Below are 11,020 nucleotides of genomic sequence, written 5' to 3'. Positions count from 1 at the left end.
AGAACCAGTCGAGGGTTAGCTATGAAGTTTGCAACATTTAGTGAAACCGGTGAGTTGACCGGACGTTATGACTCGGCCCTTCACTCAGTTATTCCTGAACAAGCGGTCGAACTGAGCGATGAAGTTTTTCTCGCCACCAGAACCGATCAAACGGGTGAGTGGAGGCTGGTCGATGGCGAGGTCGTAAAAGTACCCTTTGCAATAGCGGAGCCGAATTACCCCGAACTGTTTGCGCAAACGCGGTTCTTGCATGAAACACACGGTATCGCTATAGAGGGATTGAATATAGAAACAACTCGCGACAGCCAGGCGCTGATCGCCAGCACAGGTCTGTCTGCCATTCTCGACCCCGAGTATCGCTGCAACTTCAAAACCCTCGATGGTTTTGTCGAGATCGGCGCCGAGCAGATTCTCGCCATTGCCAAGGCTGTGCGCAGCCATGTCCAGGCCTGCTTTGATCGCGAACTGGATTTGCTCCGGGCCCTCGAGGCGCGAACTTATAAAGATGAAATGCTCGCTGAAGGTTGGCCGCTCTCGCCACCGATCACCGCGCATCAGTAAACGCCCCATTCTCTGGGGCGTTTTCATATCTGACCACTCACGAGGGTGGTTTTAGAGTCGTCGTTAATCACACAAGGAAGAACCTATGTTTTACGCACCCTCCACGGGCGGTTTTTACGATTCCGCCTTTCATACCGAAATTCCAAGCGATGCAGTTGAAATCTCTCAGGAGTACTGGCTCGAGTTATTGAACGGGCTGTCTACCGGCAAGATGATTGTCATGAATGAAAATAACTATCCGGTGCTGGTTGATCGGCCGGGGCCAACGCCTGCGGAACTTGAGAGCATTGAACGCTACTGGCGCAAACAGCAGATCGCGCTCACTGATCCCGTGGTCAACCGTCATCGCGACGAGGTGGACCGTTGGCCAACCCAGCTGACCCCGGCGCAGTACATCGAGTTGCAGACCTATCGCCACGTGCTGCGCATCTGGCCGGAGGGCGGTGAGTTGCCCTTGAGCGAACACCGCCCGGCAGCGCCGGAATGGCTCGCTAGCCTGCCTGAATAAAAACGCCCCGCACTGACGGGGCGTTTTCTTATCCGCTGATCAGCAACTGATAGCCCCTTGTTGAAACCAAGGGGCTTTTTCGTCTTTGGAGAAACCCGAATGGCAACCCGCCAAACCTACACCGTGCTCGTCCCATTCCCCACCGGCGGTGGGCATTGGTCGAGCATCGGTCAAGACCTTGATCTGCTCGACGTCGAGGCCAGTGCCTTGCACTTCGCCGGTCGACTGGAACTGAAAACCCCCTCCACCCAGGCCAAAAAGGCCGCTGCCAAGAAGGCTGACTGAATATGGCTGAGGTTCTGAACTTCGAGCACAACGGCATTACCGTCAATGCCACCGAATCCCCTGAGGCCATGGGTGGCCTGGGTGACAACGTCATCGGTCTGGTCGGCACTGCGCCGAAAGCCGATCCGCTGATTCCGCGCAACGCACCGTTCCGCATCAACAGCTTCACCACCCAGGCGCTGCTCGATCCGACCGGTTCGGAAGAGGGCACTTTGTACCACGCGGTTTACCAGATCCTCAAAGTGGTCAAGGTGCCGGTTTACGTGGTGATCGTCGAAGCGGGCGCAACCCCGGCTGACACCGTCAACAACGTGATCGGCGGCGTTGATCCGCTGACCGGTCGCAAGCTCGGTCTGGCTTCACTGGGCAGCGTTCCGGAAGACCTGACCATCATCGGCGCGCCGGGCTTTACCGGCACCAAAGCAGTGGCCAGCGAGTTCGCCTCGTTCGGCAAGCGCATCAAGGCCCGTGTGGTGTTGGACGGCAAGGACGCCTCGGTCGCCGATCAAGTGCTGTACAGCCAGGAACTCGGCGGCGCCGATCTCGGTTTTGACCGTTGCCTGGTGGTGCACAACATGCCCGCCGTGTATTCGAAAGCCGCGAAGAAAAACGTCTTCCTGTCGCCTTCCAGTCTGGCGATTGCCGCGCTGGCCAAGGTCAAGCAGTGGGAGAGCCCGGGCAACCAGGTGACCTACGCCGAGGACGTTTCGCGGGTCGTTGAATACAACATTCTCGACACCTCCACCGAGGGCGACCTGCTCAACCGCTACGGCGTCAGCTACTACGCCCGCACCGTGCTTGGCGGCTTCTCGCTGCTGGGTAACCGCTCGATCACCGGCAAATTCATCAGCTACGTCGGCCTCGAAGATGCGATCAGCCGCAAGCTGGTCAAGGCCGGCCAGAAAGCCATGGCCAAAAACCTCACCAAGTCCTTCATGGATCAAGAGGTCAAGCGCATCAACGACTGGCTGCAAACCCTGGTCGCCGACGAAACCATTCCTGGCGGCAGCGTGTATCTGCACCCGGAACTGAACAGCGTCGAGAAGTACAAGAACGGCACCTGGTACGTGGTCATCGACTACGGCCGCTACGCGCCGAACGAACACATGGTTTATCAACTCAACGCCCGCGATGAAATCATCGAGCAGTTCCTGGAGGACGTTCTCTAATGTTTACCAACCGCGTAAGACAGGCCATCGCGGCCACTCTGCAAGGCCTGCCGTTGTCGGCGACCGTTGAAGAATTCACCCCGCCGAAAATCGATTTCGACATGGAAAACATGACGGGCGGACGCTTCATCGTTGAGGAAATGGCCAAGAGTGCCAAGCCGCTGAATGCTCAGATCAAGCTGCAGGGCACGGGCGCCGAAGTGTTGCTCGCCATGGGTGTGAAATTGGGCGATGACATTCTGCTGAACGTGCGTGAAGCCGGTCAGGATCAGGACGGAAACACCTGGTTCACCTATCACACCATCGGCGGCAAGCTCAAAACCATGGGGGAGGACGCCATCAAAATGGGTGGCAAAGCCCTGACGACGCTGGACTTCTCGTGCCGTACCTACAACCGCCTGGAAAACGGCATTCCGGTGATCGACATCGACGTGCGCACCCAGAAGTTCGTGCTCAACGGCGTCGACATCCTCGGTGATGCGCGTCGTGCGGTGCTGATGCCGTAACCCTCCCATCACCACAAAACCCTGTAGGAGTGAGCCTGCTCGCGATGGGCCAGCACATTCAACATCAATGTGCCTGAAAGACCGCTATCGCGAGCAGGCTCACTCCTACAAGGGAATTGCTACACCCCTCAAGAATCACCAAGGAATTCATTCATGTCGTGGATGCCACCCCAGCATGACCTGCTGTCGCCAATCACCGGCGATGACGGTTCGCAGATCGAAACGATCCAGCTCAAGCCGCTGTTCTACGCCGCGCAAAAAGACGCGCTGGAGCGCGCCGGCGATGACGAAGACGATCAGTTCTTCGAACTGGCGCTGCTCGCCACCGGCCTCTCGGTCAAGGAACTCGACCAGCTCAAGCGCCCGGATTACGTGAGCATCGCCCAGTACGTGCACGAGATGTCGACACGCCCTGCGTCGTACTTTCTCGATCAGGTCGAAGACGCGGAAAAATCCGCCGATCCCGACCAGGTGCAGTTGCTGCAACCGCTCGCCGTGACCGGCCGCACCGTAACCTCGCTGTCGCTGGAAATGCCGGCACTGCGCGCGACCAAAGTGATGAAGAAACTGAAAACGGCCAAGGAACGCGCCGAGTTCATCACCGCCCATTGCACCGGCCTGATGATCCCCGATCTGGCCCTGATGACCGTCCCGGACTGGACGCAATTGCAGGTGCGCATCGACGATTTTTTAAACCAGCCGGCGGCCTACTTTCGGAACGCGACATCGAAGTAATCCTCGATATCGTCCCGCTCATTTACCCGGTAAGTGAAGCGGAGATTCTGGAATGGGACGCCGAAAAGGCGTTGCGCCGCTACGACATAGCGATCACTCGCCTTGGCGTGAAACAGGAGTAGAGCGGCATGGCAGAAACAAGGTATTCGCCAATGCTGGCCAGCGCGAACAGCAGCGTCGGGTTCAGCAACACTGGCTTGGCAGGTGAGAGGTCTGCATTCGATGTTATCGCCAATCCGCTGGCGGAGTTGAAGCTGGCGGTCTTGACCGCCAGTCAGGACATCCGGTTGTTGATCAAGGAGCAGATCAAGCTCCGGGAAGTCATGGTCGCGCTGCAATCGCTGTCGAAGGCCAGTTCGCCGACGTCGGCGCCAGTAACTGCGCCGAAGTCAAAACTCACGGCCGAGATCGAACAGCGTCAGCCTCCCGCGTTTCTGCAGCCGACCATGGCGCTTCAAACGGCCATGGCCAGGCTAAAACAAGTGCCGGGCATGGACGGCGATCTCAAGAGCATGGAGATCGCCAACCTGGCAATGGCCAGCGAAAAAACGGTGGCGGGCAGTGGTGCGACCGCGGTTAGCCTGGCCGAGGTCGAATATGCCGCGGGCAAATCCGGGGTAGGCGCCAATCTCACTGGCGACGCAAAGGAAAAGGAACTGCTGGATTTCGGCCGTGATGCCGCCACGAACGCGACAGCGTTTGGCATTGAGCTGAAAGCTGCTGGAGAAATGCTGACGGTCTGGAGAACCTCGCTCAAGCTTGATCGCGCGCAGGCTCAAAGCTTGGCCGACGCCAGTATTCATCTCGGGAAGAATTCGCTGAAAGCGACCGCAGCCGACATCGGCTCGGTGGTACAGAGTTCTGGCGAAACAGGAGTCGCGGCGGGTATTGCACCTGAGCAACTGGCTGCTCTTGCGGCCGCTTTGCTCAACGCAGATGTGAACACGTCTGGCGCCGCTACATCGGTGAAAAGCATCAGCGCTGCGCTGGCCAAAGGTACCAAAGGCTCTGTCGCCGAGCGTGCCGCTTGGGCAACACTTGGACTCCAGCCGGACAAGCTCACCGAGAATGTGCCGCAAACCGTTTTCAAAGCACTCGAGGCTCTTAAACAAAAGCCTGCGAGCGAACAATCGGCACTGATCAAGACGTTGTTCAACGGTGATGAAGGCGTCAGCAAACTGCTGGAGAAACCGCAGGATGTCGAAAAGACATTTGCGTTGCTGACCGCGAGAAAACCGCTTGATCCACAGACCGAGTTGCTGAAGACGTTGTCGACCGGCAGCGACGGTTTGCATCAGTTGATGGCGAAACCTGCTGATACGCCGGTCTCGCCGGTTCCCCTTCAAGGACCGACCCAAAGCATCGAGCCGCAGTACAAAGGTGCGGTGCAAAGGTCAGCCGATCCGACAGGCGGGAGTCCTCAGCAGAGCTGGAATGCTTTGGAGGCCAGTAGAAATCGTTTGGCGACAGCGGTAGCTCCGGATGCACAAACGCTGGACTCGCTTACCAATACATTGAACTGGGCGGCGGAAAAAGCCGAGGCAAATCCGAAAGTCGCCACGTCTCTGACTATTGCGGCGGCGGGGATTACGGCGTTTGTGGGGGCATTGCTGGCAAAGGCCGCCGATAATTTCGTTGGCAAGCTTGTGAAGGGTATCGCAACGAAACTGCCGAAGGGACTTGGCAAATGGATTGCGGATATCGATGTTGCCGGCGATAGCGGTAAACCCGTTGAGAACTCGACTTTTGATGAGCCAGATCCGAAAAAGCCTGCCCAGAGAAAGCGTGGAGGCCTGAAACCACGCAGGGTGAGCCTCGGTTCTTTGACCCAACGAAAGAGCCATCAACCATTGATAAGCTCCGGCAGCTCTGCAGCTCGCAATCCTCTCATTCGCCAGACCTCAGCGTGGCCGGCAAGCATGACGGCATTCGCCGGCTCATCGAGCGCCAGCCCAATGCACGCCGCGCCGCTGTCCGGCTCCTACGCCAAGGCCGGCGCGCTGCTGGCCAAAAAAGCGCCGCCGCTGCGCCTGCTCAGCGCAGGTTATGAACTGGTCAATGGTGTGAGGCACGGGGACACGCGTTCAGTGGTGTCATCCGGTGCTTCGTTGGCCGGGGCTTCAGCGGGCGCTGCTGTCGGTGCCGCGCTTGGCACGTTGATTCTGCCTGGCGTGGGCACTGCAATTGGCGGGTGGCTCGGAAGCATGGCGGGGGGAGCCATCGGTGAGTCGCTGGGCGACAAGCTGGGGACCCAAGTCGATCGTCTTGGCGCGCCTGCTCAGGTCAGCAAGGATCTGATCACGACCTCGGCGACCTCGGCGATCCCAGCCACCACAGCCGCCAGCCAGCCTGTCACGTTCAACTCAACAATACAGATCAATGGCCAGGATCTGGCCAGCGCCCAGGCGCTCGCCAATCTGGTGGTCCAAACAACCATGGGGCAGTTGGGGCAGATCATGCCAACCAACCCCCTCGCCACCCGCCGTGACGCAGCCCTGACCGATGGAGTCGCCTGATGAAACAACAAATGGCACTGGGCAATTTCATCTTCGGCCTCTCGCGTCAATTTGCGTACCACCAGTTGTTGCGCAAGTCCGATGGCGGCTGGAGCGAAATACAGATCCTCACCAGCAAACCGAAATCCAGCCAGACCGGCCAGAAGTCGGAAACCCTGACCATCACCGGCAGGTCGATGTACGCCGTGGCCATGGATCGGCTCGATGAACTGCGCGCCTTGCAGGCACTGCGCATACCGCTGCCATTGATTGACGGCATTGGTCGCAACTGGGGTCTTTGGCGGATCAACAACGTTCAGGAAACCCAGACCCAGATCATCGATGACGGTACGGCGATGGTGGTCGATTGGGTCATCGAATTGGCGGAGTTCAACAATGCGTAAGGTTCGAAGCATGGCCGGTGATTCGGTGAATTTGCTGCTCTACCGCGAAACCGGGCGCAGCGACGATGCCGCTGAAGAAGCCCTGTGGAAACTCAATCCGACCCTGGCCGAACACGGCCCGGTTCTGCCCGCTGGCATCTGGGTCGTGCTGCCTGAACTCGACAGCAAACCTGCTGCGATCAAAGCGCTCACGGCCTGGGATTAAGGAGGTTGTATGGCATTGGGTTTTACCCCGGTCGTGCAGATTTATGGCGCAAACGCGGATCTTCTCAACCAGCGTCTGATCAGTTGGGAGCACATCGATGCCGCCGGCATCGAGTCGGATCAACTGACCCTGACCATTGATCTGGAGGGCCTCGAAGGGCTGCCGAGCCTCGGCGGGAAAATCGGCCTGCTGGTGGGTTACCTGGAAATGGAAGAAATGGTCGATAAGGGCCAGTTCAAAGTCACTCGCCTGACACCGACGCTGTTTCCGTTTCGCCTGACCCTGGTGGCCACTGCAGCGCCGTTCAGCAAGGATGATGAAACCGGCTTCAAGCAGCGCCGCACCGCCACTCATGGACCGACGACGCTCGGTCAACTGTTTAGCAAACTGGTGTCGCAGCACGGTTTTTCATCGCGTGTCGCTGCGGACGTGTCGATGATCAAGATCGCCCACGTCGACCAGTCCAATGAAACCGATATGGGCTTTCTGACGCGGCTGGCGAAGAAGTACAACCTGGTCGCCAAGCCTTATGGCGATGCGTATGTGCTGGCGCGACCTGGGCAGATCAAATCAATCTCGGGGCAGAAACTGCAGGATGTGACGTTGTCGGTCACCCACGACAATCGTCCCGGCGATCACGCCTTCATCAGCGCCACGCTGGAAGAGGCCGCCCGCGAACAGGCAAAGGGCTGCAAGACCTGTTTTGTCGATGCTGTTACAGGCGTTTTGCATTGGGTCGAGACGGGACTCGCGCCGTTCAAGACCATCCGCCAGAAGCAACCCAATGAAGCGGATGCCATCGCCGTCGGCGAGGGCGAAGTGCGCAAAATGCTCCGGCAGAAGTACAAGGTGAAGATCACCTGCCCAGGCGATCCACGATTGGCCGCCGAAGGCCTGGTGTTGCTCGATGAGACCTGGCCGGACTTCATGCGCGGGCGCTGGTCGATCGACAAGGTCACCGCCAGTGGCAATCGCGAGAACAGCTATCGCTGCCTGATCGATGCGTCGTGCCTCGACCCCAAAGCCGAGTCCAAAGACTGACCCACGAGCCCCCCCTGTAGGAGTGAGCTTGCTCGCGATAGCGGTGCCACATTCAAAACCAACGCGCCTGACACACCGCTATCGCGAGCAGGCTCACTCCTACAGGGGCCTGCGGTAACTCCCACTATTTTGGAACACCCCCATGAAGATCACCCCGATCCTCACGCAACTGCGTGGGCAATGCCCTGGCCTTGCCAATCACATTTCGGTGGGCCTCGATCTGGCCTTGCTGCAAGGCAACCCGGATCTGCCAACACCTTCGGCCCACGTGCTGCCAAGCGCCGATCTGGCCAGCAACAGCACCACACAAAACCTCATCACCCAACCGATCCGCGAGCGCTTCGAAGTCGTCCTGGTGCTTGACGCCAGCGACGCTACAAAAGCGCTGGATCTGTTGCACGACCTGCGCGCCGAACTGTGGCGCGCGGTGGTGGGGTTCAAGCCCGATTCCGACTACAGCGCCATCGTTTACGACGGCGGCGAGATGGTCTCGATCAACAGCAGCCGCGCCTTCTACCGGCTGCGCTTTTTTGCCGAGTTCCAGCTCGGCCGCAATCTGCCAAGTCAGCCTGCGGAGAGTTGGCACGAACGCGAACTGGACGGTTTGTCGTCCTTTACCGGGGCCACCGTGCGGGTCGATGCGATCGACCCGGCCGACCCCAACCTGAAACGCCCGGGCCCTGATGGGCGCGTGGAAATGACTTTCTCTGGAGACGTAACCCCATGAGCAATCGCATCACCGTACTGCCGGCCGAAGGCCGCGTTGTACCTGACCCGGAGGCCGGCGATCTGCTGCCGCTGGAAGGCCGTGAAGTGCTGGACAGCGCCTGGTGGCGCCGACGTCTGGCCGACGGCGATATCACCCTCAAAACCGCACCAGCCAAACAAAAGGGAGCCAAATAATGGCGATCGGATTCAGCAACATCCCCGCGGACATTCGTGTACCGCTGTTCTATGCCGAAATGGACAACTCGGCCGCCAATAGCGCGAGTTCGACCCTGCGTCGTTTGATCGTCGCTCAGGTCAACGACAACATTGCCCCGACCGAAGTCGGCAAACTGGTGTTGGTCTCCAGCGTTGCGCTGGCCAAAAGCATCGGTGGTCAGGGCTCGATGCTCGCCTCGATGTACGAGACCTTCCGCAAGGCCGACCCGATCGGTGAGATCTGGTGCCTGCCGCTGCACAACACCGAAGGCGCGATCGCCAAAGGCGTGCTGACCCTGACCGGCACTGCCACTCAGGCTGGCGTGCTCAATCTGTATGTCGGCGGCGTGCGTGTGCAAGCCACCGTGGTCAACGGTGCCACTGCTGCGCAAGCAGCCACCGCACTGGCACAGAAAATCAACGCTACCGCCGACCTGCCGGTCAGCGCTGCTGCTGCCGAAGGTGTGGTCACCCTGAGCGCCAAATGGACTGGCGACAGCGGTAACGACATCAGCCTGCAATTCAATCGCCTGGGCAAGAGCAACGGCGAAGATACCCCGGCCGGCCTGACCACTGCGATCACCGCCATGACTGGCGGCGCCGGTGTGCCGGATCAGGTGGCGGCAATTGCCGCGCTGGGTGACGAGCCGTTCGAATTCATCGCACTGCCATGGTCCGATCTGTCGACCCTCAACACCTGGCAAGCGGTGATGGATGACAGCACCGGTCGCTGGTCCTGGGCCAAGCAGCTGTTCGGTCACGTCTACAGCGCCAAGCGCGGCACTGTCGGTACTCTGGTTGCCGCGGGCCAAGCGCGTAACGACCAGCACATGACTATTCAGGCGTTGGAGCCGGGTGTACCGCAACCGTTCTGGGTACAAGCCGCCGCACTGGCTGCACGCACCGCCGTGTTCATCTCTGCCGACGCCAGCCGTCCGACGCAAAGCGGCAGCCTGCCGGGTGTCGACCCTGCGCCGGCCAGCGAACGCTTCACGCTGACCGAGCGTCAGTCGCTGCTCAACTACGGCATCGCCACCGCGTACTACGAAGGCGGCTACGTGCGCATCCAGCGCTCAATCACCACCTACCAGAAAAACGCTTACGGTCAGGCCGATAACTCCTACCTGGACAGCGAAACCATGCACCAATCGGCGTTCATCGTGCGTCGTCTGCAAAGCGTGATCACCAGCAAATACGGCCGGCACAAACTGGCCTCCGACGGCACCCGTTTCGGCGCCGGTCAGCCAATCGTGACGCCAGCGACCATTCGCGGTGAGCTGATCGCCCAGTACGCCAAGCTCGAACTGGAAGGTCACGTGGAGAACGCCGAGCTGTTTGCCGAGCACCTGATCGTCGAGCGCGACGTGCAGGACCCGAGCCGCGTGAACGTGCTGTTCCCGCCGGATTACATCAACGGTCTGCGCGTGTTCGCGCTGCTCAACCAATTCCGTCTGCAGTACGACGACGCGGCTTGATCCGCGCGTTTGACGGCAAGTTTTCAGCCCACCTCGCGTGGGCTTTTTTATTCAAGGGAGTAACACCATGGGTCAACTGATTGCAGGCACCTGCTACGTCAAAGTCGACGGCGCACAACTGACCATCAATGGCGGCTGCGAAGCCCCGCTGATGGCGGTCAAACGCGAAACCGTCGTACCCGGCTTCTACAAGGAAACCGACATCGCGCCGTCTTTCAAAGTGACCGCGCTGCACACCGCCGACTTCCCGCTGAAGAAGCTGATCGAAGGCACCGACATCACCGTCACCTGCGAATTCAGCAACGGCAAAGTCTACGTGCTGGCCGGTGCCTATCTGGTCGAAGAGCCAGTTTCCAAGGGCGATGACGCCACCATCGAACTGAAATTCGAAGGCATCAAGGGGACCTGGCAATGAGCGGCGCCGTGAAGCTTCAGGTTGCGATCGAAGCTCACGGCGAGCCCCTGACCGAACTCGTCCTGCGCCGTCCGACGGTGCAGGAAGTGCGAGCGATCAAGGCGCTGCCGTACAAGATCGACAAGAGCGAAGAAGTCAGCCTCGACATGGACGTGGCGGCCAAATACATCGCCGTGTGCGCCGGCATTCCGCCGTCGTCGGTCAACCAGCTCGATCTGGCTGACCTCAATGCGCTGAGCTGGGCCGTTGCGAGTTTTTTCATGAGTGCGGCGTCGGCGCCATCACCGACCTGATCGC

General features: G+C 59.5%; 15 protein-coding genes. All 15 read left to right on the top strand.

The window, feature by feature from the left end:
- The first annotated feature begins 21 nt into the window (after positions 1-21).
- A complete protein-coding gene (locus CKW38_RS08730; RefSeq protein WP_095112490.1) occupies positions 22-561 on the top strand; it encodes a DUF4376 domain-containing protein in 540 nt (179 codons plus the stop codon).
- Between the two features lie 85 nt (positions 562-646).
- The gene (locus tag CKW38_RS08725) at positions 647-1,069 is read left to right on the top strand and encodes a hypothetical protein (protein ID WP_007949656.1); all 423 of its coding nucleotides are present in this window, start codon (positions 647-649) and stop codon (positions 1,067-1,069) included.
- Between the two features lie 99 nt (positions 1,070-1,168).
- On the top strand, positions 1,169-1,354 hold the full coding sequence (locus CKW38_RS08720) for a hypothetical protein (protein WP_016985057.1): 186 nt from the start codon (positions 1,169-1,171) through the stop codon (positions 1,352-1,354).
- 2 nt (positions 1,355-1,356) lie between these two features.
- The gene (locus CKW38_RS08715) at positions 1,357-2,523 is read left to right on the top strand and encodes a phage tail protein (protein ID WP_095112488.1); all 1,167 of its coding nucleotides are present in this window, start codon (positions 1,357-1,359) and stop codon (positions 2,521-2,523) included.
- A complete protein-coding gene (locus tag CKW38_RS08710; protein ID WP_007908799.1) occupies positions 2,523-3,029 on the top strand; it encodes a phage major tail tube protein in 507 nt (168 codons plus the stop codon). Before CKW38_RS08715 ends, CKW38_RS08710 begins: the two co-directional genes overlap by 1 nt.
- 153 nt (positions 3,030-3,182) lie before the next feature.
- Complete coding sequence (locus CKW38_RS08705; RefSeq protein WP_007908797.1) at positions 3,183-3,764, top strand: phage tail assembly protein; 582 nt, start codon at positions 3,183-3,185, stop codon at positions 3,762-3,764.
- A 152-nt stretch (positions 3,765-3,916) separates the two neighbouring features.
- Positions 3,917-6,280, top strand: a complete 2,364-nt coding sequence (locus CKW38_RS08700; RefSeq protein ID WP_256588357.1) for a phage tail tape measure protein — start codon at positions 3,917-3,919, stop codon at positions 6,278-6,280.
- On the top strand, positions 6,280-6,663 hold the full coding sequence (locus CKW38_RS08695) for a phage tail protein (RefSeq protein ID WP_007908793.1): 384 nt from the start codon (positions 6,280-6,282) through the stop codon (positions 6,661-6,663). The genes CKW38_RS08700 and CKW38_RS08695 overlap by 1 nt, the downstream gene beginning before the upstream one ends.
- Entirely contained in the window at positions 6,656-6,868 is a 213-nt protein-coding gene (locus CKW38_RS08690) for a tail protein X (RefSeq protein ID WP_095112484.1), read from the top strand. The genes CKW38_RS08695 and CKW38_RS08690 overlap by 8 nt, the downstream gene beginning before the upstream one ends.
- A 9-nt stretch (positions 6,869-6,877) precedes the next feature.
- A complete protein-coding gene (locus tag CKW38_RS08685; protein WP_095112482.1) occupies positions 6,878-7,909 on the top strand; it encodes a phage tail protein in 1,032 nt (343 codons plus the stop codon).
- Between the two features lie 142 nt (positions 7,910-8,051).
- On the top strand, positions 8,052-8,636 hold the full coding sequence (locus CKW38_RS08680; protein WP_095112481.1) for a hypothetical protein: 585 nt from the start codon (positions 8,052-8,054) through the stop codon (positions 8,634-8,636).
- Positions 8,633-8,812: a DUF2635 domain-containing protein gene (locus tag CKW38_RS08675; RefSeq protein ID WP_007908782.1), complete on the top strand. Its 180-nt coding sequence runs from the start codon at positions 8,633-8,635 to the stop codon at positions 8,810-8,812. The genes CKW38_RS08680 and CKW38_RS08675 overlap by 4 nt, the downstream gene beginning before the upstream one ends.
- The gene (locus CKW38_RS08670; protein ID WP_095112479.1) at positions 8,812-10,308 is read left to right on the top strand and encodes a phage tail sheath subtilisin-like domain-containing protein; all 1,497 of its coding nucleotides are present in this window, start codon (positions 8,812-8,814) and stop codon (positions 10,306-10,308) included. Before CKW38_RS08675 ends, CKW38_RS08670 begins: the two co-directional genes overlap by 1 nt.
- Positions 10,309-10,375: 67 nt before the next feature.
- Complete coding sequence (locus tag CKW38_RS08665; RefSeq protein ID WP_007908779.1) at positions 10,376-10,723, top strand: phage tail tube protein; 348 nt, start codon at positions 10,376-10,378, stop codon at positions 10,721-10,723.
- Positions 10,720-11,016, top strand: coding sequence for a phage tail assembly protein (locus CKW38_RS08660; RefSeq protein ID WP_007908778.1), 297 nt, complete (start codon positions 10,720-10,722; stop codon positions 11,014-11,016). Before CKW38_RS08665 ends, CKW38_RS08660 begins: the two co-directional genes overlap by 4 nt.
- The last annotated feature ends 4 nt before the right edge of the window (positions 11,017-11,020 follow it).

It is taken from the genome of Pseudomonas sp. Irchel 3H7, assembly GCF_900187605.1.
Taxonomy (GTDB): domain Bacteria; phylum Pseudomonadota; class Gammaproteobacteria; order Pseudomonadales; family Pseudomonadaceae; genus Aquipseudomonas.
This window is presented reverse-complemented; position numbering and strand designations above follow the sequence as displayed.

Excerpts from the sequence above, each read along its gene's own strand:
- CKW38_RS08730 (WP_095112490.1), top strand. The coding sequence starts at position 22 with ATGAAGTTTGCAACATTTAGTGAAACCGGTGAGTTGACCGGACGTTAT.
- CKW38_RS08725 (WP_007949656.1), top strand. The coding sequence starts at position 647 with ATGTTTTACGCACCCTCCACGGGCGGTTTTTACGATTCCGCCTTTCAT.
- CKW38_RS08720 (WP_016985057.1), top strand. The coding sequence starts at position 1,169 with ATGGCAACCCGCCAAACCTACACCGTGCTCGTCCCATTCCCCACCGGC.
- CKW38_RS08715 (WP_095112488.1), top strand. The coding sequence starts at position 1,357 with ATGGCTGAGGTTCTGAACTTCGAGCACAACGGCATTACCGTCAATGCC.
- CKW38_RS08710 (WP_007908799.1), top strand. The coding sequence starts at position 2,523 with ATGTTTACCAACCGCGTAAGACAGGCCATCGCGGCCACTCTGCAAGGC.
- CKW38_RS08705 (WP_007908797.1), top strand. The coding sequence starts at position 3,183 with ATGTCGTGGATGCCACCCCAGCATGACCTGCTGTCGCCAATCACCGGC.
- CKW38_RS08700 (WP_256588357.1), top strand. The coding sequence starts at position 3,917 with ATGCTGGCCAGCGCGAACAGCAGCGTCGGGTTCAGCAACACTGGCTTG.
- CKW38_RS08695 (WP_007908793.1), top strand. The coding sequence starts at position 6,280 with ATGAAACAACAAATGGCACTGGGCAATTTCATCTTCGGCCTCTCGCGT.
- CKW38_RS08690 (WP_095112484.1), top strand. The coding sequence starts at position 6,656 with ATGCGTAAGGTTCGAAGCATGGCCGGTGATTCGGTGAATTTGCTGCTC.
- CKW38_RS08685 (WP_095112482.1), top strand. The coding sequence starts at position 6,878 with ATGGCATTGGGTTTTACCCCGGTCGTGCAGATTTATGGCGCAAACGCG.
- CKW38_RS08680 (WP_095112481.1), top strand. The coding sequence starts at position 8,052 with ATGAAGATCACCCCGATCCTCACGCAACTGCGTGGGCAATGCCCTGGC.
- CKW38_RS08675 (WP_007908782.1), top strand. The coding sequence starts at position 8,633 with ATGAGCAATCGCATCACCGTACTGCCGGCCGAAGGCCGCGTTGTACCT.
- CKW38_RS08670 (WP_095112479.1), top strand. The coding sequence starts at position 8,812 with ATGGCGATCGGATTCAGCAACATCCCCGCGGACATTCGTGTACCGCTG.
- CKW38_RS08665 (WP_007908779.1), top strand. The coding sequence starts at position 10,376 with ATGGGTCAACTGATTGCAGGCACCTGCTACGTCAAAGTCGACGGCGCA.
- CKW38_RS08660 (WP_007908778.1), top strand. The coding sequence starts at position 10,720 with ATGAGCGGCGCCGTGAAGCTTCAGGTTGCGATCGAAGCTCACGGCGAG.